This is a genomic window from Micromonospora sp. DH14, from assembly GCF_029809455.1.
Taxonomy (GTDB): Bacteria; Actinomycetota; Actinomycetes; order Mycobacteriales; family Micromonosporaceae; genus Micromonospora; species Micromonospora parva.
Window position 1 is genome coordinate 38,176 of the sequence record NZ_JARVKT010000016.1, and the last position, 21,648, is coordinate 59,823.

Sequence of the window (21,648 nt, forward strand, 5' to 3'; positions counted from 1 at the left end):
CGGTCAGGGGTTCTTGCCGAGCAGGCGGGTGGCCAGAACGGCGGCCTGGGTGCGGCGCTCCAGACCCAACTTGGCCAGCACGCTGGAGACGTAGTTCTTCACCGTCTTCTCGGCGAGGAACATCCGACCGGCGATCTCCCGGTTGGTCAGCCCCTCCGCCACGTACTCCAGGATCCGCCGCTCCTGCTCGGTGAGCGACTTCAGCTCGCGCGGCTGCTCAACGCCGTTGCGGATGCGTTCCAACACCCGGGTGGTGATCGCCGGGTCGAGCAGCGACTGCCCGGCCGCGACCCGGCGCACCGCGTCGACCAGGTCGGTGCCCCGGATCTGCTTGAGCACGTACCCGGCGGCACCAGCCATGATCGCAGCGAACAGCGCCTCGTCGTCCTCGTACGAGGTGAGGATCAGGCCCTTGATGGACGAGTCGACGGCCCGGACGTCCCGGCACACGTCGATGCCGTTGCCGTCGGGCAGTCGCGCGTCGAGGATCGCCACGTCGGGGCGCAACGCCGGGATGCGACGGGCCGCCTCCTGCGCCGAGCCGGACTCGCCGACCACCTCGATGTCACCGCTGCTCTGCAACAGGTCGGCCAGGCCACGACGGACGACCTCATGGTCGTCGAGGAGGAACACACGGATCATCAGTCGTTTCTACCCGCTGCCCGGGGCCCGGCGCACGGGCCGAAGGTCCCGACCAGTGGGCCGCGGGCGGGCGCTCGGTCCCGACCGGTCGGGACGTCCGGCCCTGCTCGGCGACCGCCGAAGCGTGGACCGTGAAGGTACGGCCACCACGGCACCACCCGCCGCCGGCCGCACCGGGAGAGGAGCACCGCCATGGAGATCGGCTACACCGCGACCCAGCTGCGGACGGCCGCCGTGGACGCGGTCCGGGCACCGTCGTTGCACAACACCCAACCGTGGCGGCTACGGCTGCGCGACGGCGGCATCGAGGTGCTGGCCGACCCGGGCCGCCGGCTGCCGGCGACCGACCCGAGCGGGTGGGGTGTCCGGGTCGCCTGCGGCGCGGCGCTGTTCAACCTGCGGATCGCCCTGGCCGTCGCCGGCACCCCGGCCCGGGTGCGGCTGCGCCCCGACCCGGCCCAACCGGACCTGCTGGCCCGGCTGGTGCCGGACCTCCCGCGCCGGCCCACCCCGGCCGAGCAGAGCCTGTACACAGCCATCCCCCGCCGGTTCAGCAACCGACTGCCGTTCTGGCCGGACCCGGTGCCCGCCGACGCCCGGTGGCGCCTCGGCGAGGCGGCCCGCACCGAACAGTGCTGGTTGGAGCTGCTGATCGGGGTGAGCGCGGTCTCCGCGTTCGGCGAGATCGCGCGCGGAGCGCACCGGGTGCTGGAACGCGACCCCGCGTACCGGGCCGAGCGTGAACGGTGGCTGCGTCGCGAGTTCGCCCCGGACGGCGTACCCAGCTCGGCCGGTGGCCCGCAGGGCGAGCCGCAGGATGTCCTGCCGGCCCGCGGCTACGGTGGGCGCGACCGCGCCCCCGGCCGGGACTTCGAACCGGAACCCCTGGTGGGGGTGCTGGGCTCGGCGGGTAACACCGCGGTGGACCAGGTGATCGCCGGGCAGGCCCTGCAACGGCTGCTGCTCACCGCCACGGACGCCGGGCTCAGCGTGTCGATGCTCTCCCAGCCGATCGAGGTGCCGTCGGCGCGGGAGCAACTGCGGCTGTCACTGGGCCGGCTCGGCACCCCCCAGATGGTGCTGCGGATCGGGTACGGCCAACCGGGCCGACCGACCCCCCGACGCGACGTCGACGAGGTGCTGGACCTGCCGGTGGTGCCCGCCTGACCCGCCGGGGCACGCTCAGCCGGCGAGGACGGCGGCCTCCCGGGCCGGGTCCAGCCCGACCGGGCCGCGCTCCGGTCGCCCGGCGCGCGGCGGAACCGCGCCGACCTCGCGCAGCCAACGCCAGGTGTCCTCGACGGTCCCGGTCACCGGCCGGCAGGTCAACCCGGCGGCCAGCGCGCGGGTCACGTCCTGCTCCAGCAACCCCCGGTACGGGTGGCCGCGCGGCATCCAGATCGGCAGGTCGCTCCACGGCTGCACGCCGGCGGCGAGGATGGTCTCCGGTTCGGTCCAGCGCAGCCGGGCGGCGGCACCGGTGGCGGCCACGCACGCGTCGAGCAGCTCGCCCATCGTGGTCTGCGTCGGCCGACCGACCGCGTTGAACGTGCCGCTGACCCGGCGGTCCCCCGCGTCCAGCATCCACCCCGCCAGGTCGCGGACGTCGACGTACTGCACCGGCAGGTCGGCCGGGCCGGGGGCGAGCACGTCCCCGCCGCGCTCGATCCGCCGCAGCCACCAGGGCAGCCGACCGATGTCCTCCCCCGGGCCCAGGATCAGACCGGCCCGGGCGATCAGCGCACGCCTGCCGAACACCCCCCGCACGGCACTCTCGGCACCGGCCTTGAGCTGCGGGTAGTCGCCGTCGACGGCGTCCGGGTCGGCGTCCACCACCGGGGAGTCCTCATGCAACCCGGCGGCGGCGTGGTCGGTGTAGACGGACCCGCTGGACACGTACACGTAGTGGCCGACCGAGGCGAGCAGTGCGCGGGCGGCGGCGCCGGCGGCCCGCGGGGCACCGTCCCAGGTGTCCACCGCCACGTCCCACTCGCCGCCGGCCAGGGCCGCCAGGCCGTCGGGCGCGGTGCGGTCACCCCGCAACCGGTGTACGCCGGGCGGCACCGCGCCGTGCCGCCCCCGGTTGAACACCGTCACCGACCAGCCACGGCGCACCGCCTCGATGACAGTGGCCCCGCCCACGAAGCCCGTACCGCCCAGCACCAGCAATCTCATGCGTTCCACAGTGCCGACCCGGGGCGGTGCGGCACACCCCTGTTCACCGGCAGCGGATCTGCCCGTGGCAGAACCAGCGGGGCGCGGTCACTCACCCGCCCTCGCCGGTCGCGGCCAGCGCGGTCCGGCGGTGCAGCAGTGCCGCCCTCGCCCGGCGGGCCGCCCGCAGGTGTGCGCCCGCCAGGACGCCGAGCACCAGCACCACCCCCGGCAGCACCGGCTCGAGCTCGTGCCGCACCACGCTGATGACCAGCGCACCGACGCTGAAGGCCAGCCAGGCGCCGACGCCGAGCCAACCGGCGACCACCCGGTCCCGGGCGAACAGCGGGGTCCGTCGGGTCACGGCCCAGCCGCCGAACGCCGCCCAGCACAGGCCGATCGCCACCAGCGCGGCGAAGGCCACGCTGGTGCGTGTCGGTAGCTCGGGCTCGGTCGCCCAGAGCAGACCGATCAGGCCGCTCCCGGTGAGACCGGTGAGGCCCACGGCCAGGTAACCGACCCGCCTGCGCAACGACAACGGCGCGTCCAGACGCGCCAGTACCTCTTCCGGAGTCATGCCTCGTACCCCTTCCGCACCAGCTCACGGCGTAACAACGTGCGGGCCCGGTTGAGCCGCGACTTGACGGTGCCGACGGGGACGCCGCAGATCTGCGCGCAGGCGTCCAGCGGCAGATCCTCCAGGTAGAACAGCAGCAGCACCTCCCGTTCCCGGGCGGGTAGCTCCGCCAGCGCGCCGGCGAGGGCCTCCCGGTTGACGACCCCCTCGGCCTCGTCGTGGCCCGGCAGGTCGTCGATCGGTTCGGGTTCCGGGCGGGCGTACGCGTCCCGCAGCCGGTTCATCACCGCCCGGCGGGCGATGGTGAAGAGCCACGGCGTGAACCGGTCCGGCTGCCGCAACCTCGGCAGCCCCCTGAGGACCGCCAACCAGATCTCCTGCACCACATCGTCGTCGGACCCACCGAGCATCCGCCCGACGTACCGTTCGACCGCCGGATGCCAGCCCTGCACCAGTTCGGCGAACGCCTCCCGTTCACCCAACTGGCAGCGGACCACCAGCAACTCATCGCTCATCGGCCCTCCTTCGCCTGTTCAGTCGCTGCGGGCGTCCGGCAGGTTCACGACGCGCCACAGCGGGACCGGCGTCGGGCGGGTGGCGGGGTCGCCGACCTCGTCCAGGATGCAGGAAAGCCACCCAGGGGCATGGTCAACGGAGCCGCCGATTGCGAAACTGCTTCAATCTGCGTCAGCACGGGCAATCGAGGCCCTTGACGCAATTGGTGACCACGCGTGCCGCCCAGGTGACGTCACGTGCCGGACCGCTACCCGAGGCCGGTTCGACGTCGGCACAACCCGGATGGAGGGGAGATGTCAGGCACGCCGCTGTCCCTGCCGCAGCCGTCCGCGCGGGCCCCCGAGTTCGGCGGGAACGCGCTCATCGTCTGCGAGAACCTGGTGCGGATCTACCAGACCGGTTCGATCGAGGTGCAGGCACTGCAGGGCCTGGACCTGGCCGTGGAGAGCGGTGAGCTGGTCGCCGTCGTCGGCGCCTCCGGGTCGGGCAAGTCCACGCTGCTCTCCATCCTCGCCGGCATCGACGCGCCCACCGCCGGGCGGGTCCGGGTCGAGAAGTGGAACCTGCTGGCGATGTCCCGCGCGGACCGGGTGGACTACCGGCGACACACCGTCGGGTTCGTACGGCAGCAGACGGCGAGCAACCTGATCCCCTACCTGACCGCACGGGAGATGGTGGACCTGCCGATGACGGCGGCCCGCACCGCGAAGGAGGAACGTCGGGAGCGCGCGGCCGAACTGCTGGACAGCCTCGGTGTCGCCGACTGCGCCGATCGCCGCCCGGGCCAACTCTCCGGAGGGCAGCAGATGCGCGTCGCGATCGCGGTGGCGCTGGCCAACCAGCCGCGCGTCCTGCTCGCCGACGAGCCGACCGGTGAGCTGGACGCGGCCACGTCCGCGGAGGTCTTCGGCGTGCTGCGCGACGTCAACCGGCGCTACGGCGTCACCGTCGTCGTGGTGACCCACGACCCGGCGGTCAGCGACCAGGTCGAACGAACGGTCGCGATCCGGGACGGGCGCACCAGTAGCGAGGTGCTGCGCCGCACCACCACCGACGCGGCGGGCGACACCCACATGATCGCCGAGGAGTACGCGGTGATGGACCGGGCCGGGCGGGTCCAGGTGCCCCGCGACTTCCGCCAGGCGCTGGCGCTGACCCGACGGGTCCGGCTGGCCCTGGAACCCGACCACATCACGATCCGCCCCGATTCGGAGACCAGCGCATGAGTGCCGAGCCGCTGCTGCGCGTACGCGACGTACACCGGAGCTTCCGCACCGGGCCGACCGTCGTGCACGCCCTGCGCGGCGTGTCGTTCGACGTGGCCGCCGGTGCCATGGTGGCGCTCGTCGGCCGGTCCGGTTCGGGCAAGACCACACTGCTCAACGTCATCGGGGGCCTGGACCGCCCGGACGCCGGCACCGTGCACGTCAACGGCACCGACGTCGCCGCGCTCGACGAGGACGGCCTGTCCCGGCTGCGGCGCGAGACGGTGTCGTACGTCTTCCAGAGCTTCGGGTTGATCCCGGTGCTGTCGGCGGCGGAGAACGTCGCCGCCCCGCTGCGGCTGGCCCGCGTCGCCCCGGCCGAGCGCGAGCGGCGGGTCGGGTTGCTGCTGGAGCTGGTCGGCCTGGCCGACCACGCCCGGCAGCGGCCGGCCGAGCTGTCCGGCGGCCAACAGCAGCGGGTGGCGATCGCCCGCGCGCTGGCCGCCTCGCCCCGGCTGCTGCTCGCCGACGAGCCCACCGGGCAGCTGGACGCCGAGACGGGCCTGTCGGTGATGGCCCTGCTGCGCGGGATCGTGGAATCCGAAGGCGTCACCGTCCTGGTGTCCACGCACGACGCGGTGATGATGGCCCTGGCCGACCGGGTGATCCGCATCCACGACGGGCACCTCGACGAACAGGCGGCCGGGCAGCCGTACGAGCCCGTGCCGGACGCCAGGTGACGCGTCGATGCTGAGGCTGGTCAGCCGGCGCGCCCGCGCGCAGTGGCCGCTGCTGGCGGCTCTCCTCGGGGTCGTCACGATCGGCGCGACACTGCTGGGCACCTGCACCCTGCTGGTCACCCGCACCGCCGAGCGGGCGCTGGAGATCGCCATGGCCGACGCCGCCCCCACCGCCGTCGACGTGACCGTCTACACCGGCACCGTCGAGGGCCCGGACGCGCGGTCCGTCGCCGCCGACACCCGCACCGTGGTGACCTCCGCGCTCGCACCGTTCCCCGCGACGACGACCGCGCGGGCGTCGACGGTGCTGCGGGCGCTGCCGCCCGCGCTCGCCCCGGGCACCACAGTGCCGGCCCAGGCGTACCTGTCGGGGCTGGACGACCTGCCGGCCCGAGCCGAGCTGATCACCGGACGCTGGCCGCGGCACCCGGGCGACGCGGTGCTGCTGGAGTCCACCGCCCAACTGCTCAACCTCACCCCCGGCCGCCAGGTGCGCCTCGGCGCCGAACTGGCCCACGCCCCCGTCCCGGCCGTCGATGTGACAGTCGTCGGCGTGGTTCGCCCGCTGCCGGGGCGCGGCTGGGACCGCGACCCGTTGGCCGCGGCCGGCTCCGCCATCGGCTACCGCGACGGTCGCTTCATGCAGCCGGTCAACGCCTACGGCCCGTTCCTCGTCGACCTCGCCGACCTGGTCACCACCGGCGCCACAGTGGATCGGATGGAGGTCACCGCCCACCCGGACCTGTCCAACCCCAACCGCCGCGACCTGGAGACCGTGGCCGGGGCCATCCGCAACGCCGACCGCCGGCTGGCCGGCACCCTCGGTGACCGCGTCCAGCTCGCCCGGGTTTCCTCCGACCTGTCGTCGACAGTGCGGGCAGCCGACGACCAGCAGCACGTCACCGCCGCCGTCGTGCTCGCCATCGCCGTCCTCGGCGGTGTCCTGGCCGCGACGGCACTCGTCCTCGCCGGTCGGCTGACCGCGGACCTGCGCGCCGACGAGACCGCCCTGCGGTCCGCCCTGGGCACCAGCCGCCGCCAACTCGCCGCCAGCGCGACACTCGAGGCCGGGCTCGTCGCCGCCGTCGCCGCCACGCTCGCGACACCGGCCTCGTCGGTGGTGCACGCCGGCCTCACCCACCTGCCGCCGCTGGACCGCGCCGGCCTGACCGTCGGGCCGGGCGTCACCGGCGCCCAGGTCCTCGCGGTCGTCGGCGGCGCGCTGGCGCTCGCCGCCGTACTCACCGTCCTGGCGGTCCGGCCGGTCGCGGCGGCCGGCGACCGGCGGACCCGCCGGGAAATGCTGGCCCGGTCCGGCGCCGACCTGATGCTCGCGGTGTTCGCCGCCGCCGGCTGGTGGCAGCTGTACGCGCAGCCCACCGCCGCCAGCCCCCGCGCCGACGCGGTCCGGGTGCTCGCGCCGGCGCTGTTGCTCACCGCCGGCGCCGCCCTGGCGCTCCGGGTGGTGTTACCCGCCCTGCGCGGCGCCGACCGGCTGGCGTACCGCGCCCGCGGGCTGGCGCTTCCGCTGGCGCTCTCCGAGGCCGCCCGCCGGCCGCAGGCGGTCGCCGCCGGGCTGCTCGTCGGGCTGGCCTGCGCGGCCGGGACGTTCGGCGTCGCCTTCGACAGCACGTGGCACCAGTCGCAGCGCGACCAGGGGGCGCTGTCCGTCGGCACCGACCTGGCACTGGCCCTCAGCACGGCACCGGTGCCCGGAGACGGCGCGGTCGTCAGCGCGGCCACCGCCGGGGCGGTGAGCCCGGTCCTGCACCGTGGTACCGCCGTCGGTCAGTGGCTCGGCACCGCCGGCGATCCGGCACGCCTGGTCGCCGTCGACACCACCCGCGCCGACGCGCTGCTGCGCGGGCGACTGGACGGCGACCGCGGCTGGGCGGAGCTGGGTGCCACGCTGGCCCCACCCACCCGCGTCACCGGCCTCGCCGTCGCGGCCAACGCCCCGCTCGTCCTGAGCGGAACCGCGGCCGGCGACACCCCGCTCGCCGTGACGCCCCGGCTGCTGCTGCAGGACGCCACCGGCCTCCGCACGTCCTGCACCGGCCCCGCCCTCCCGCTCGACGGCCGGGAGTTCCGGCTGCCCAGCTGCGCGACCGCTGACGGGCTGCGCCTCGTCGCGGTCGCCCTGCCGGTCACCGCCGACCCGGCCGGCGGCACCGTCGCCGTGGCCGTCACGCTCACCGTGCCGTCCCCCGCGTCGACCGAGACACCCGCTGACGGATCGGACTGGACCGCGACGTCCGCGCCGCCGGTGCCGAACAAGGTGACCAACCCGAGCGTCACGCTGTCCGCCACACCGGCCGGAACCGCGCTGCGGATGGCCGCGACCGTCGAGCTCGACGGCGCCCCGGACGCCGCCCGGACCCTCGTCGCCACCGCCTTCCCGGACCCCGGCCCGGTGCCCGTCGCCGTGTCCGCCCGCTTCGCCAGCGAGGTGGGTGCCCGCCCGGGCAGCACGCTCAGCGTCACCGTCGGCCTCACGCCCGTCCCGGTCATCGTCACCGAGGTCGTGCCGACGGTGCCGTCCGCCCCGGGCGCCGTCGCCGTCCTGGCCGACCTGGACATGCTGTCGCGCGCCCGCGCCGTCACCGGCGACCTGACGTTCCCGGTCGACGCCTGGTGGGTCGGCCACCCCGCCGGCCCCGGTGCCGTCGAGCGGGCCACCGCCCTGCACCTGGGCACCGTCACGACCCGCGAGTCGGAGACCGCCCGCCTCATCGGCGGTCCACTGCGCGCCGGGGTGCCGGGCGCGCTCCGGCTCATCGTCCCGGCCGCGGCCCTGCTGCTGCTCGCCGGCGTCGTCCTGCACGTCACCTGCGACCTGCAGGTCCGCGCCGTCGAGGTGGCGCGGCTGCGCGGCCTGGGAATGTCCCGGCGCGGCATCCGGGCCGTGCTGCTCGGCCAGCACGCCGGCGTGCTGCTGCCCCTGCTCGCGGCGGGCGCGGCCGTCGGCGCACTCGCCACCGGGGTCGTCGCTCCGCTGCTCGTGCGCTCCGACACCGGCGCCGCGCCCATCCCGGCCGCCCAGCCACACTGGCCGTGGCCAGCCGAGGCCGCACTGCTCGCCGTACTGCTGGCCGGCTGCCTGCTGGCGATCGCCCTCGTGGTCACCGTCCAGGTCCGCCGGGCCGACGCCGCGCACCTGCGGGTGGCGCCATGAACCCGTGGCTGACCCGCCGGTGGCCGGCGCCGCACTGGCCCAGCATCCGTGGCCGGGCCCGCGCCGACGCCGGTCCGCTGCTGCTCACCGCCGCCGTCATCGCGGCCGTCGCGCTGCTCGCCGGCGCCGTGCCGGCGCTGCTGCGCGCCGCCGCCGACGACGCCGTCCAGGACGCGGTCCGCCGCGCCGGCCACGACGCGAACGTCCTCGTACACGCCGACTGGGAACGTGACGACGGCCCGAACGGCGGGCGGATCCGGACCGCCGGTCTCGCCGACGACGTCGAGGACCTCCGCGCCCGGGCGACATACGCGCTCGGGCCCGACCTGGACGCCGCGCTGCTCCCGCCCGTCGCCGTCGTCAGCGGCCCGATCCTCAGCATCACCGAGGGCAGCGTGCCGCGTACCTTCCAGTTCACCTACCTGGCCGACGACCGCGACGGCCCGGCCGTGACCTGGATCGCCGGCAGTGCGCCCGGCTCCCCCTTGCCCGACGAGCCCGTCGAGGCCCCCTACGACGGGCCGCCCTGGCCGGTGCAGGTCGGCCTCGCCGAGCCGGCCGCCGCCGCACTCAACCTCGGCCCCGGCGACCGGCTCCCGGTCAAGGACGGCCAGGGACGCGACAGGGACGTGCGGATCAGCGGAATCTACCGCCCCGCGGACAGCACCGACAGCACCTGGCGACTCGCCCCGGCGCTCCTGGGCCCCCTGCCCGGCGCCGACGGTGTGGGGATCACCCGGTTCGGCGGCCTGCTGTCACGCGAGTCGTTACCGGACGCCCGGCTGGCCGTCGACCAGGACCAACTGCGGCGAACCGTCCACTTCGCCCCCGAACCCGGCGCGCTCACCTGGGACACCACGGCGACGCTCGCCAACCAGGTGGTCGCGCTCAAGGCGACCTCCGGCTCATCAGGTGCCCGCGACGGGTCCCTGCGCTGGGAATCGCAGCTCGACACCACACTGCGCGACGCCCGTACGCGCGGCAACGCCGCTTCCGCGCAGGCCGCCGTCCTGCTCACCGGGATCCTGACCGTCACGGTGCTGGTCCTGCTGCTCGCCGCCGCGCTACTGGTCCACCGCCGTACCCCGGCGTTGGGCGCCGCCCGGCAGCGCGGGGCGGCGTTACCCGACCTGGCCGCGGAGCTGACCATCGAGTCCACAGTGGTGTCGGTGTCGGCCGCCGCCGTCGGACTCGCGCTCGCCCGCGCGGTCACTCCGGGCGTCTCCTGGACCTGGGCCGTTCCCGTGGTCCTGGCCGGCGCGGTCGCCGGGCCGGCGTTCGGCACCCTCGCCGCCGCCCGCGCCAGTCGCGACCGACGCCAGCCCGCCAACCCGGCCGCTCGGCGTTGGATCCGGGCCACCGGCCAGCTGCGCCGCGCCGCCGTGGAGGCGGCTGTCCTGATCGCCGCGGTCGCCGGGTTCGTCACACTGCACCAGCGTGGGCTCCTGCCGGACGCCGCCGACGGCGACACCGGTGAGCTGACCGGCGACCTGGTCCTGCCGATCAGCGCCCTCGCTCTGGGTGGGCTCGTCGGCGCGCTGGTCCTGCTCCGGCTGCTGCCCCTCGGGGCGCGGTTCGCGCTCCGCCAGGCGCTGCGCTCGCGTCGCCCGCTGGCCGTGTTCGGTGCCGCCCGGGCGGCCACCACGGCCGGACGCGCGTTGCCGCTGCTGGTTCTGGTCAGTGCCACGGCGCTCGCGTCGTTCGCGCTCATCCTCGGCAGCACCGTCACCCGGGGTCTGGCCGACGGCGCGTGGAGCACCGTCGGCGCCGACGCCCGCCTCGACCTCGGCGCCGACGCGCAGGCGGCGACGCCCGCACTGGCCGAACGCGTCGCCGCCGCACCCGGTGTGCAGCAGGTCGTCGTCGCGCAGGTGACCGACTCGGCGCGCGTCTTCGCCGAATCGACGCTGTTCACGCCCCGCCTGGTCGTCGTGGACGCCGCCGCGTTCCAGCGCCTGCTGGCCAGCACCCCGCTGCCCGACGCGCCGGCGCTGGCCCGGCTCACCGCACCGGCTCCCGCCCCCGGGGACGTTCCGGCGTTGGTCCTGTCGAACGACAGCGAACTGCGGACCGGCGCCCGGTTGCAGCTGCCCCGCGACCACGCTCCGGCGATCCGTCTCGCCGCGGTCGGTACCGCGCCCGCCGTCGGCGGTGCCGGCGACGTCGTCGTCGTGGACGCCACGGCCCTCGCCGCCGCCGGACTGCCCGCCGTCCCGAACACCGTATGGGTGACCGGTCCCGGCGCGGCGCGGGCCGTGACGAACAGCGACGTCGCCGCCGACATCGTGCTGCGCGCCGACGTCCTGCGCGCGCAGCGGGTGGCTCCGCTGACCGCGGGGCTGCTCCGGCTGGCGTGGACGGCCGCCGCGGTGCTGGTGGCGCTGGGGCTGCTCGGCCTCCTACTGGCCGCCGCCGCCGGTACCTCGGAGCGGTGGCACACACTGGTCCGGCTGCGCACCCTCGGCCTGCGGCCCCGCGACGCCCGCTGGGTCGCCGCCGGAGAGCTGCTGCCGCCGGTCCTGGTCACCGCCGGGTACGGCCCGCTACTCGGGGCCCTGCTGGCCCGCCTGACGCTCGGCCCGCTCGACCTGCGGCTGCTCACCGGCCAGACCGGCGACCCGGCGACGGTCCTGCCGTGGTGGCTGCTCGGCCTGGTGGGCGTGGTGCTGCTGGCGGTGGCCGCCACTGTCGTCCCGGTCGAGTCGGCGCTGCGGCGACGCGACCGGCTCAGTGAGGTGCTCCGCGCCGGCGAGTGAGCGGGAGCCGCAGGTCGGCGGTGCCGCAGCTCACCGGCCGCGAACGGCCCCGACCCGCGCGGCGGACGGGTAGCGCTGCCTTCACCGAGCGCACATGGTCGGGCGTGGATCAATGTCCTACCATCGCCGCATGGGCAACGGCACAGCCTCGGCGGATGCCCCGAAACCGCCGTCCGGCCGACCCACGGTGGGCAGGCTGCTCCGGACGTACCGCCTGCACAGCGGGCTGACCCAGCGCGAGCTGGCGGTCCGTGCCGGCCTCAGCATCGCCGCGCTCCGGGACCTGGAACAGGGCCGGAGCACCAGGCCGAGACACGCCTCGGTGGTGGCTATCGCGGCAGCGCTCGGCCTCGACGACCGGGCCAGGGAAGCGCTGCACACCTCAGTCGCCGCGACGACGCGGGCGTGCGATCCGCGCCGGGAGGCCGACCCCGGTGCGCCCGCACAGATCCGGGTGCTGGGGCCGCTCGAACTTCGACGCGGGAACGAAACCGTCGCCGTCGGCTCGGCCACCCAACGGGTCCTGCTCGCGAAGCTCGCCCTCGGTGCCCCGGAACCGGTCCCGCGGGACTCCCTCCGCGAACTGCTGCGGGGCCGTTACTCGTTGGAGGACGCGACGAAGCTACTGCGTACGCACCTCACCCGACTACGCCGGCTGGTCGAGCCCTCGGGCCAGCGCCTCATCGTCCCGACCCCGTCGGGCTACCGCCTTGTCGCCACCGCCGAACAGCTCGACCTGGCCCGACTCCGGCAGTTGGCGGCGCAGGCGCGCGACGCGTCGCCCGAGTACGCACTCACGCTCCTCGCCAAGGCGGCGGAGCTGTGGCGGGGCGGGTGCGACCTGGACGAGCTGGCCGGTGACCCGCTGCTCGCCTCGGTCACCGAGGAGTACGCCACCCTGCTGCGGCGCTTCGCCGAGGTCGCCCGGGACGTCGGCGAGCCGGAGCGGCCGCTGCCGCGCCTGCGCGAGCTGGCCGATCGGCTGGAGTTCCACGAGCCGCTGCACACCGCACTGATCGTCACGCTGGCGGCCAGCGGACGGCAGGCGGAGGCACTGGCCGCCTACCAGCGCGTTCGGGCCAACCTGCGCGAACAGCTCGGGCTCGATCCCGGGGAGCTGCTACGGGACGCCCACGTAGGTGTGCTCCAGCAGCGCGGGCGGGTACCCGGGAGGGAGGCCCGCAACGTGGTCCAGCAGCTGCCGGCCGCCCCGGCCGGGTTCGTCGGCCGGGAGCCGGAACTCGCCCGCATCGTCGCCGCCGTCGCGCGTACGGGGCACGAGCTGCGGCACGCGTCGTCGCGGGTCGTCCTCGTACACGGTGCGGCCGGATCGGGAAAGACGGCCCTGGCGCACACCGCCGGGCATCGGCTGCGCCTGCGATATCCCGGCGGCCAGCTCTATGCCGATCTGGGTGGCGCCTCAGCCGAGCCCGCTTCCCCGACGGCGGTCCTCGGCCGGTTCCTGCGGGCGCTCGGCGTGCCCGTCGACCGCATCGGTGGCGACCTCGTCGAGGACTCGGCCCTGTTGCGCACCGAGTTGGCCGGGCGCCGGATGCTCGTCGTGCTCGACAACGCGAGCGACGCGGCGCAGGTGCTGCCGCTGCTGCCAGGTACCGGCCGAAGTGACGTCCTGGTCACGAGCCGGCGGCTGCTGCGCGGGCTGGAGGTCGCGGCCTCGGTGCCGCTCGACACCCTGACGGCGGCCGAGTCGCTTGAGATGATCGCGGCCGCGGCCGGCGGCGAGCGGGTCGCAGCCGACGCCCAGTCCGCGCAGGAGCTGACGGGCGTCTGCGGTCACCTGCCGCTCGCGTTGCGGATCGCGGGGGCGCGGCTGGCGAGCCGTCCGTCGTGGGCGATCGGCGACCTGGTGCAGCGGCTGCGTGACGAGAGTGGCCGCCTCGCCCAGCTCGACGACGGGTCGACGAGCGTACTGGCCAGCTTCCAGCTCAGCTACGACAGTCTCAGCGAGCCGGCCCGGCGGGCGTTCCGGCTCTGCGCGCTGCACCCCGCGCAGGATTTCGGAGTGACCGCCACCGGCGCCCTGCTCGACACGGACGACGCCACGGCCGAGCGGATCCTGGACGAACTGCTCGACGCCAACATGCTGCTGCAGTACTCGGCGCACCGGTTCCGGTTCCACGACCTGCTCCGGCTCTACGCCGGCAAGCTGGTCGAGGCGGAGATCAGCCGGTCCCGGCACGACGCCTTCGCACGGTTGCTGGCCTCGTACGCCGAACGGGTGACCGCCGCGATGGACTGGGTGCTGCCCCAGATGGTCCGGCTCACCGGCCATCCCCGGCCGGAGGGCCAGTTCCCGGACGAGAAGGGGGCGGCGGCCTGGCTCGCCGCCGAGACGACTGCGCTGGTGCTGCTGGCTGAGCAGGCGGGCCGGGACAACGGGCTCGCCGACTTCGCCTGGCGGATCGCCGACCAGCTGCGCGGCTACTTCCTGGTCAACCCGCACGTGGACGGCTGGACCCGGATCGTCGGGGCCGGCTGGTCGGCGGCGGAGCGTTCCGCCGACCGCCGGGCGCGTGCGGCGATGCTGATGTCCAGGGGGCAGGTCCGGAGCATGGTCGGTCGCGACCTCGAAGGTCTCGAGGACGCGCTCACCGCCCTGCGGCTGGCGCAGGAGTGCGGCTGGGACGCGGCGGCGGCCTACCTCTCCCACAACGTCGGCTGGCAGTACTACGAGTTCGGCCGGCTAGCCGACGCCGAGACGTGGTTCGGCCGAGCCCTCGACCTGACCGCGTCCGAGCCCCTGGGGCACATCCGCGCGGCGGTCCTGAACGGCATCGGCATGATCATGCTCGACCGTGGTCGCCGCGAGGACGCCGCGACGAGCCTCACCGCCGCGCTGGAGATCAACAAGGCGACAGGGCGCCTGCGTTCCGCGCTTGTCAACCGGGGAAACCTAGCGAGCGTACTCCGGCAGCGTGGTGAACTCGTCGACGCGGCCGAGCAGCTCGACACCGTCCTGCGCGGCTACCGGCGGCGCGGCGACCTGCGCGGCGAGCTTTCCACCCTGGACGAGATGAGTCGGCTGGAGATCGACCGGCGGAACCTCGCCATCGGGTTGAGCCTGGCCCGGCAGGCACACGATCTCGCGGTCAAGACGTACGACCGGCGGGCCCAGACGATGACCGCCGGCACGCTCGGAAACGCGCTCCGGGAGAACGGTGAGATCGCACAGGCGCTCGACGTTCTCCGGGACGGGGTTGCGATGGCGCGGCGGCACTCGTACCGCTACCTGGAGACCAGGGCACGGGTGGGCCTGGCCGGTGCCCTGGCGCTGGCCGGTGAGCCGGACGCGGCGCGGCACGAGGCCGGCCGGGCCGAGCGGGTCGCCCACGACCTGGGGTTCGGGACCCTCGCGACGGAGGCGAGGGCGATCGGGGCGGACCCGCCGGCTCCCGACTAACCGGTGACGCCGACCATCCGGTAGTAGCCCAGCGGGGGCTTGAAGTCGACGCTCATGTAACCGATCCCCGACGCCGGGGTCATGGCCGAGTACAACTGCCCGCCGCCCGCGTACTGGCCGACGTGGCCGTCGTAGAAGACCAGGTCCCCGACCTTGAGCTGGCTCCGACTGACCCGGATGGCATCGCGGCTCTTCAGGTTGGTGAGGTCGGCATTGTTGTTGTTGGCCTCCGAACGCGCCCAGTCGTACTGCTGCGCCGACGACCTGACGCCGCCCCAGCCGGGGAAGTTGACCACCCGCTCGTAGGCGAACTTCACCAGGCCCGAGCAGTCGAACGCGTCCGGACCGTCAGCGCCCAGGACGTAGGGCTTGCCGTCCTGGTTGAGGGCGTACTGGTAGGCGAGCCGGGTGTAGTTGTAGGTCTTCTTCGTCACCGAGCACTCGGTGCCCTGCTCGCTCGTACCGTTGCTGACCTTCACCTCCAGGTGGTTGAACTGGGCGATCCCGGCCGGGTCCCAGGACATGCCGCCGCCGCTGGCGGAGGCGCCGTAGCCGCCGTCGACGCCGAACACCACCTCGTCGTTCCGGAAGACCCAGCTCCGGCCGTTGCCAGAGTCATCCCTGGCGGCGATCTTGATCAATGGCGACCTGCCGTCCGAGCTGGTGTCGGTGAGTTCCCAGTGCACCTTGGCGGTGCGGGTACCCTCCCACTCGACCTGGATGACCGCACGGGCGCCCGGGCAGCCGACCGGGATCTCCAAGCTCGGGTTGTCGATCGGGGCGGCCGAAGCCGGCGTGGCCATGGCGACGCTGGTGGCCAGGAACACCGGTATGGCAAGCAGCAGCGCGGGAAGTGACCGGCGTCGGCGGCCGGGCGTCTTCGTGAGCATTCGATTCTCTCCCTCGGTTCGTCCGTTCTTTGATCGGACATCCGGGAGACTAGGAATCCGGCTGGCGCCGCCGATTCCCGTACCTCACCCGTACCGGGACACCGCCGACGCACGAGGGCACGACGGCGTCACCGCATACCGGCCCGTGCGCCGACCGGGACTCCCACCATCCAGCTCTCCCTGTCGGTGCGGTACACCGTGGGCCAGGGTTGGGTGGTGTCGGATCCGGCGGTGTTGGCACAGATGAGCATCCCGGACGGTGAGTCCTGCGTGGAGATCCCGGACCGGATGCCCCAGTTCTTCAGGCAGGGGATCGTGACCTCGATCAGTGAGGCCGAGTTCGAGCGGAGCCGTCCCGGCAGCTTCTCGGCCCTGCGCCGACACATGTGCCAGCAGCCGGGCAGCACGTCGATGACGACGCCGCCTCGACGGCTACATCGCCAGACGCCAAATTTGATCTACAAAAACACACCAGACCGGACGTTGATCTTGTCCGATCTGGTGTGCATCAGCGATACATGGTGGGCGATACTGGGTTTGAACCAGTGACCTCTTCCGTGTCAAGGAAGCGCGCTCCCACTGCGCCAATCGCCCGTGGTGGCCCCCCGTCGGGGGCGGATCGCGAGCGGACGACGGGATTCGAACCCGCGACCCTCACCTTGGCAAGGTGATGCGCTACCAGCTGCGCTACGTCCGCACGTCCCCGACTCGCGTCGGCGACAGGTGAACTCTACCCGATGCCAAGATCGCTTGGCACGGCACCCTGGCCGGTCGGCGGTTGCGCTGGTCACCACCGGGGTACTGAAGGGCTCGACAGCGCACCACACCCCCTTAAGGAGGCTGTCGTGGGTATCGGCACCAGCATCTTCCTGATCGCGCTCGGCGCGATCCTCACCTTCGCACTGGACGCGAGCGTCGGCGGCATCAACCTCGACGTCGTCGGCTGGATCCTGATGGGCGCCGGGCTGCTCGGCCTGATCATGACCACGCTGATCTGGGGTCGGCGCCGCCAGGTGGTCACCACCACCGAACAGCCGGTGGAGTACCGCCAGGTCGAGGAGCGGCGGGACATCGCGCCGCCGCTGTGACCCGGTCCCCCGGCGCCGCTGACGGCGCCGCCCGGATCACCGTGACGACGAGCCGGCCGCCCTGTTGAGGGACGGCCGGCTCGTCGCACGACAACCCTGGGTACGCCGGACAGCGCGCGACGCAGCCACACCACTCAGCGCATCAGCGCGTTGAGGGTGCCGTAGTCGAGCGCGTCCGCCAGCGCGCCGTACGTGCCCGCGCCGAGCGCCTCATCCGCCGCGCGGCGGGCGACCGTGTACGCGGCCTCCGCTCGTACCCGGATTCGATGTCCGCGGTGACCGGCACCGACACGGCGGCGGCGACCCGGCCGATGAGGTCGACGGCGGGGCGCGCACAGGTGGGTCGGCAGGCTCGGCTGGTGCCGACGGCAGGATCGATGACCACCTCCGGGTTACCGCTGTTCGGTGGTCAGTCCAGGCAGGTGAGCGCGACGTCGGCGTACCGGGTCAGCGCCGCCCGGTCCGGGTTGATGGCGCCCATCACGCGCAGACCCTGGAGGCTGGTCACCAGGAAACCGGCCAGGTCGGTGGCGCTGCGGTCGGTGGTGATCTGACCTCGCAACTGCGCCTCGGCGAGCAGGTCGTAGAGCGCCAACTCCAGGGACTGGGTGGTCGAGCGGAGCCGCTCGGCGACCCGCACGTCCTGGTGCGCGCGTTCCATCGAGGCGCCGACGATGAGGCAGGAGAGGTGCCGGCCGTCGCCGGTGATGTCGTCCACCGCGCCGATGAAGACCTCCCGGATGACCGCTCGCGCGTCGTTGCCGGAGCGCAGCAGATCGACCATCGGGGCGGCGTAGCGCTGCCGGTACAGGTCGAGCACCGCCAGGTAGAGACCGTCCTTACTGCCGAACGCGGCGTAGATCGAGCCACTGCCCAGGCCGGTCGCCTCGGAGAGGTCCCGCATGGAGGTGCCCTCGTAACCCTTTCTCCGGAACACGTCCATGGCAGCGTTGACCGCGGCGTCGAGGTCGAACTCACGGGTACGTGCCATGACCGAACCCTACCCACTATCTGGAACGATCGACAAAGTACCGCCGGTCACAACCGCCGAGCCGGCCGTTTCCCCTGGCCGGGGCGGGTGCCGGCCACCGCGTTACGATCCAGATCATGGATCCTCTCGACACGGTGCTGGCCGCGCACCGGGCGTACCTGCTCGGGTGGAACATCGGCGTCACCGGAGGCCCGGACCTCCCGACCTACCGCAGTGACGTGCCGCACGCGCCGCTCAACGGCGTGCTGCGGGTGGCCGGGCGCACCCCGCACGACGCGCTCACCGAGGCCCGGCAACGCCTGCACGGCATACCCCGGATCTGGTGGGTCGGCCCGGACAGCGACGCCGGCACCGCGGACGCCCTGATCTCCCTCGGCGCGGTGGAGGTCGCCCGCATGCCGATCATGACGGTGGAGATCGGGGAGGCGACCGATGTGCCGACGCCCGGGGGCGTGCACATCGCCGAGACCGCCGACCTCGCCGCGTTCGTCCCGGCCTACGCCCGGGTGTCCGGAATTCCGGCGGACGGTGTGGCGGCGACGATCGAACGGGAGAAGGCGTTCACCGGCGACGGCACGGTGCTCCGGCTCGCCGGCCACCTCGATGACGGTCGGGTCGTCGCGACCGCCGTCGCCTGGATCAGCCACGGCCTGGTCACGCTCTACTTCGTCGGCACCCAGCCGGAGCAGCGCCGCCGGGGCATCGGCGCGGCCATGACCAGGGCTGCCCTCGATCTGGCCGCCGAGCGGGGCGTCCGCACCGCCGCCCTCACCTCGTCGGCGGTCGGTGAGTCGGTCTACCGCAGCCTCGGTTTCCGGCCGGTGGCCGAGTTCCGCCTGCTGACCTTCTGACGACGAGCGGGCGCCGGCCGGCGCAAACCATTGACTACGCGGTTCAGACAGCGTTGTCTTCTACTGTCGCCTGGGGAGGTACGACAGTGATCGACGATGTGTCCCTCGTGTTCTGCGTGACCGCTGACGTGTCGGTGCGCGAACGGATGGTACGGCGCCTCAACGGCCTGGGCACCCTGGTGATCTGCGCCGACCTCGCGGAGTTGCAGGCGATGATCGGCGGACCGGTGATCAGCGGCCCAGCCCGGGTCACCACCTCCACCACCGCGCCCACGCCCGCTCCCGTCGCAGCCGGTGCACCTGTCGGCGCGGCCGGCCAGATCAGCCTCGGCGACCTCACCATCGACCCGCTTGAGCACCGGGTGACGTGGCGCGGAGAACCGCTGGCCCTGACCCGACTCGAACGCAACCTGCTCACCCAGCTCGCCACGGCCCCGGTCGGCGTCTGGACGTACGAGCGGCTCTTCGAATCGGTCTGGGGCTGTGCGTTCCTCGGGGACACGTCGACCCTGCACTCGGCGGTGAAGCGGCTACGCCGCAAACTGCGCGCCGCCGACGACACTCTGCGGGTGCACACCGTGCGCGGGATCGGCTACCGGCTCAGCGTCGACTGACGACCGACGGGCCACAAGCGGAACGGCTCGCCACCCGGTCTTCCGGTGACGAGCCGTTCTTCTTTGGTGGGCGATACTGGGTTTGAACCAGTGACCTCTTCCGTGTCAAGGAAGCGCGCTCCCACTGCGCCAATCGCCCGTGCTTGTTGCCGAGGTGGGGACGGGATTTGAACCCGCGTACACGGCTTTGCAGGCCGTTGCCTCGCCTCTCGGCCACCCCACCGAGGTTGCCCCCGTCATGCGTGGCGGCATCTCCGAGCGGACGACGGGATTCGAACCCGCGACCCTCACCTTGGCAAGGTGATGCGCTACCAGCTGCGCTACGTCCGCACGCCCCCGGACGTTCCCGGGTGACGGATGAGAACTTTAGCCGAGTAGGTGTTTGACTGCCAACTCGGGGTCGCCTCGGCGCGTCCCGGGTGGTCGGGGCTGGACCGGAGTCACCTCCGGCGGGCTTCCTAGGGGGCTGACCTGATGCCCGAAACCCCCGCCGACCGTCACCCTCCGACATCACTAGGCAATCATCGTCATCATCTGGTCGCACACCCGACCGTCGATGCCTCCGGGCCCGGGCACCGGGCGGCAGACCTCGACGAACGCTCTCCAAGAAACGACCGAGAACACCTGGAAGAAGTGTCCGGCTTCCGACTGTCAGCGCGCGGATCGACGCGCGGTGGTAACTGTTCGTGTTCGATCAGATGGGCTACGGTAACGGTCGTGACGAGACGTGCGGCCGAGATCCGCCTGGATGCCCTGCTGCGCACCGCCTGCGACGTGATCGTGGAGCGCGGTCTGGCCAACACCCGGACGGCGGACGTGGCGAACGCCGCGGGCGTGAGTCAGGCGTTGGTTTTCTACCACTTCGCCACCAAGGAGCGGCTGCTCGCGCAGGCCTTCGCGTACGCGGTCGAACAGGACCTGGCCCGGCTGGACGCGGTGACCCGTTCCTCCGCCCCGCCGCTGACCAAGCTCCGCCGGATCCTCAAGCTCTACACCCCGGCCGGGCGGGCGACCTCCTGGTCGATGTGGATCGACGGCTGGTCGGAATCCCTGCGCACCCCCGAGTTGGAGAAGGTCTCCCGCCGCCTCGACCTGCGCTGGCGACAGGACCTGGCCGCGGTGATCTCCGCCGGGGTCGCCGACGGCACCTTCCAGTGCGCCGACCCCGACGGGGCCGCCTGGCGGATCAGCGCGGTGATGGACGGGCTTGCCGTCCAACTCGCCGTGCACGACCGGGTGATCTCCCGCCGGCAGTTCGGCGAGTGGGTCCGGCTGGTCACCGCCCGAGAGCTCGGCCTGGACCCCGCCGACCTGGACTGAGCCGGGCGACCCCGCACCGATCCGCCGCACCAGGCCGGGCAAAACGGACTCGGCACGTCCCGCCGACCGGAACAATCGGCAGCATGGATCTACTGGAGGCGTACCGTCGGAGCCTGGCCGAATTCATCGACCGGGTGGACCAGATCGAGCCCGGCCAGTGGTCCGACCCGACACCGTGCTCGGACTGGGACGTCCGCACGCTGGTCAACCACGTGGTGACCGAGGACCGGTGGAGCGTTCCACTGCTCGCCGGGCGGACCATCGAGGAGGTCGGCGACCGGCTCGACGGTGACCAACTCGGCACCGACCCGATCGCCACGGCGCGGGAGGCCGCCGCACAGGCCGAGATCGCCGCCACCCACCCCGGCACGATCGACCGCACCGTGCACCTCTCCAGCGGCGACACACCGGCTACCGAGTACCTCCAGCAACTCCTCGCCGAGCACCTCGTGCACGGCTGGGACGTGGCGGTGGCGATCGGCGCGCAGCCGCAGCTCGACCCGGACGCGGTGCGCGCCGCCGCCCGGTGGTTCGCCGGCCAGATCGACGCCTACCAGCGCAACAACCTGGTCCACACCGGGGTACGGGTGCCCGACGACGCCGACGAGCAGGACCGCCTGCTGGCCGCGTTCGGCCGCGACCCCGACTGGGCGCCGAGCGCCTGAGCAAACCTTCGATCTGTTCGTGCGACAACGGCTCGGGACCTTG

Annotated in this window: 18 protein-coding genes and 5 tRNA genes; 12 read left to right on the top strand and 11 right to left on the bottom strand. The window is 73.5% G+C overall.

Annotated features, from left to right (window positions below; genetic code table 11):
• Positions 1 to 3 precede the first annotated feature (3 nt).
• Positions 4 to 642, bottom strand: a complete 639-nt coding sequence (locus QCZ28_RS21000) for a response regulator transcription factor (protein ID WP_279518239.1) — start codon at positions 640 to 642, stop codon at positions 4 to 6.
• Between the two features lie 192 nt (positions 643 to 834).
• Between QCZ28_RS21000 and QCZ28_RS21005 the strand changes: the two genes are divergently transcribed.
• Positions 835 to 1,809 carry a nitroreductase gene (locus QCZ28_RS21005; RefSeq protein ID WP_279518240.1) on the top strand — a complete coding sequence of 325 codons (975 nt, stop codon included), beginning with the start codon at positions 835 to 837 and terminating at the stop codon, positions 1,807 to 1,809.
• Positions 1,810 to 1,824: 15 nt separating this feature from the next.
• On the opposite strand, the gene QCZ28_RS21010 is transcribed toward QCZ28_RS21005, so the two are convergent.
• The 3 genes from QCZ28_RS21010 to QCZ28_RS21020 form a co-directional block, all read right to left on the bottom strand.
• Entirely contained in the window at positions 1,825 to 2,817 is a 993-nt protein-coding gene (locus tag QCZ28_RS21010; protein ID WP_279518241.1) for an NAD-dependent epimerase/dehydratase family protein, read from the bottom strand.
• Between the two features lie 91 nt (positions 2,818 to 2,908).
• Positions 2,909 to 3,373, bottom strand: coding sequence for a hypothetical protein (locus QCZ28_RS21015; protein ID WP_279518242.1), 465 nt, complete (start codon positions 3,371 to 3,373; stop codon positions 2,909 to 2,911).
• A complete protein-coding gene (locus tag QCZ28_RS21020) occupies positions 3,370 to 3,888 on the bottom strand; it encodes a sigma-70 family RNA polymerase sigma factor (protein WP_279518243.1) in 519 nt (172 codons plus the stop codon). The genes QCZ28_RS21015 and QCZ28_RS21020 overlap by 4 nt, the downstream gene beginning before the upstream one ends.
• 294 nt (positions 3,889 to 4,182) lie before the next feature.
• Between QCZ28_RS21020 and QCZ28_RS21025 the strand changes: the two genes are divergently transcribed.
• The 5 genes from QCZ28_RS21025 (at position 4,183) to QCZ28_RS21045 (ending at position 15,186) form a co-directional block, all read left to right on the top strand.
• Positions 4,183 to 5,115 carry an ABC transporter ATP-binding protein gene (locus QCZ28_RS21025; protein WP_279518244.1) on the top strand — a complete coding sequence of 311 codons (933 nt, stop codon included), beginning with the start codon at positions 4,183 to 4,185 and terminating at the stop codon, positions 5,113 to 5,115.
• Entirely contained in the window at positions 5,112 to 5,834 is a 723-nt protein-coding gene (locus QCZ28_RS21030) for an ABC transporter ATP-binding protein (protein WP_030336090.1), read from the top strand. The genes QCZ28_RS21025 and QCZ28_RS21030 overlap by 4 nt, the downstream gene beginning before the upstream one ends.
• A 7-nt stretch (positions 5,835 to 5,841) precedes the next feature.
• Complete coding sequence (locus QCZ28_RS21035; protein WP_279518245.1) at positions 5,842 to 9,009, top strand: permease; 3,168 nt, start codon at positions 5,842 to 5,844, stop codon at positions 9,007 to 9,009.
• On the top strand, positions 9,006 to 11,765 hold the full coding sequence (locus QCZ28_RS21040) for an FtsX-like permease family protein (protein ID WP_279518246.1): 2,760 nt from the start codon (positions 9,006 to 9,008) through the stop codon (positions 11,763 to 11,765). The genes QCZ28_RS21035 and QCZ28_RS21040 overlap by 4 nt, the downstream gene beginning before the upstream one ends.
• A 130-nt stretch (positions 11,766 to 11,895) precedes the next feature.
• Positions 11,896 to 15,186 (top strand): BTAD domain-containing putative transcriptional regulator, encoded by a 3,291-nt coding sequence (locus tag QCZ28_RS21045; RefSeq protein ID WP_279518247.1) that lies wholly within the window; start codon positions 11,896 to 11,898, stop codon positions 15,184 to 15,186.
• Here QCZ28_RS21045 and QCZ28_RS21050 read toward each other — a convergent pair.
• A complete protein-coding gene (locus QCZ28_RS21050; protein WP_279518248.1) occupies positions 15,183 to 16,076 on the bottom strand; it encodes an NlpC/P60 family protein in 894 nt (297 codons plus the stop codon). The two genes, QCZ28_RS21045 and QCZ28_RS21050, sit on opposite strands and share 4 nt — an antisense overlap.
• Before the next feature lie 216 nt (positions 16,077 to 16,292).
• Here QCZ28_RS21050 and QCZ28_RS21055 point away from each other — a divergent pair, with 216 nt between their 5' ends.
• On the top strand, positions 16,293 to 16,625 hold the full coding sequence (locus QCZ28_RS21055; protein ID WP_279518249.1) for a hypothetical protein: 333 nt from the start codon (positions 16,293 to 16,295) through the stop codon (positions 16,623 to 16,625).
• Here QCZ28_RS21055 and QCZ28_RS21060 read toward each other — a convergent pair.
• A tRNA-Val gene (locus QCZ28_RS21060) sits at positions 16,596 to 16,670 on the bottom strand. The two genes, QCZ28_RS21055 and QCZ28_RS21060, sit on opposite strands and share 30 nt — an antisense overlap.
• A gap of 30 nt (positions 16,671 to 16,700) precedes the next feature.
• Positions 16,701 to 16,773: transfer RNA gene (locus QCZ28_RS21065), tRNA-Gly, on the bottom strand.
• A 148-nt stretch (positions 16,774 to 16,921) separates the two neighbouring features.
• Between QCZ28_RS21065 and QCZ28_RS21070 the strand changes: the two genes are divergently transcribed.
• The gene (locus tag QCZ28_RS21070) at positions 16,922 to 17,164 is read left to right on the top strand and encodes a DUF6458 family protein (protein WP_030336096.1); all 243 of its coding nucleotides are present in this window, start codon (positions 16,922 to 16,924) and stop codon (positions 17,162 to 17,164) included.
• A gap of 409 nt (positions 17,165 to 17,573) precedes the next feature.
• On the opposite strand, the gene QCZ28_RS21075 is transcribed toward QCZ28_RS21070, so the two are convergent.
• Entirely contained in the window at positions 17,574 to 18,155 is a 582-nt protein-coding gene (locus QCZ28_RS21075; protein ID WP_279518250.1) for a helix-turn-helix domain containing protein, read from the bottom strand.
• 116 nt (positions 18,156 to 18,271) lie between these two features.
• Here QCZ28_RS21075 and QCZ28_RS21080 point away from each other — a divergent pair, with 116 nt between their 5' ends.
• Both QCZ28_RS21080 and QCZ28_RS21085 read left to right on the top strand, forming a co-directional pair.
• Positions 18,272 to 19,006 carry a GNAT family N-acetyltransferase gene (locus QCZ28_RS21080; RefSeq protein ID WP_279518251.1) on the top strand — a complete coding sequence of 245 codons (735 nt, stop codon included), beginning with the start codon at positions 18,272 to 18,274 and terminating at the stop codon, positions 19,004 to 19,006.
• A gap of 128 nt (positions 19,007 to 19,134) precedes the next feature.
• Complete coding sequence (locus tag QCZ28_RS21085; RefSeq protein ID WP_279518311.1) at positions 19,135 to 19,620, top strand: winged helix-turn-helix domain-containing protein; 486 nt, start codon at positions 19,135 to 19,137, stop codon at positions 19,618 to 19,620.
• A gap of 64 nt (positions 19,621 to 19,684) precedes the next feature.
• Here QCZ28_RS21085 and QCZ28_RS21090 read toward each other — a convergent pair.
• The 3 genes from QCZ28_RS21090 to QCZ28_RS21100 form a co-directional block, all read right to left on the bottom strand.
• A tRNA-Val gene (locus QCZ28_RS21090) sits at positions 19,685 to 19,759 on the bottom strand.
• Between the two features lie 13 nt (positions 19,760 to 19,772).
• Positions 19,773 to 19,843, bottom strand: a tRNA-Cys gene (locus QCZ28_RS21095).
• Between the two features lie 34 nt (positions 19,844 to 19,877).
• Positions 19,878 to 19,950 (bottom strand) — tRNA-Gly (locus QCZ28_RS21100).
• 387 nt (positions 19,951 to 20,337) lie between these two features.
• On the opposite strand from QCZ28_RS21100, the gene QCZ28_RS21105 reads away from it, so the two are divergent.
• Both QCZ28_RS21105 and QCZ28_RS21110 read left to right on the top strand, forming a co-directional pair.
• Complete coding sequence (locus QCZ28_RS21105; protein ID WP_278138192.1) at positions 20,338 to 20,940, top strand: TetR/AcrR family transcriptional regulator; 603 nt, start codon at positions 20,338 to 20,340, stop codon at positions 20,938 to 20,940.
• Positions 20,941 to 21,023: 83 nt separating this feature from the next.
• Positions 21,024 to 21,605 carry a TIGR03086 family metal-binding protein gene (locus QCZ28_RS21110; RefSeq protein WP_279518252.1) on the top strand — a complete coding sequence of 194 codons (582 nt, stop codon included), beginning with the start codon at positions 21,024 to 21,026 and terminating at the stop codon, positions 21,603 to 21,605.
• The last annotated feature ends 43 nt before the right edge of the window (positions 21,606 to 21,648 follow it).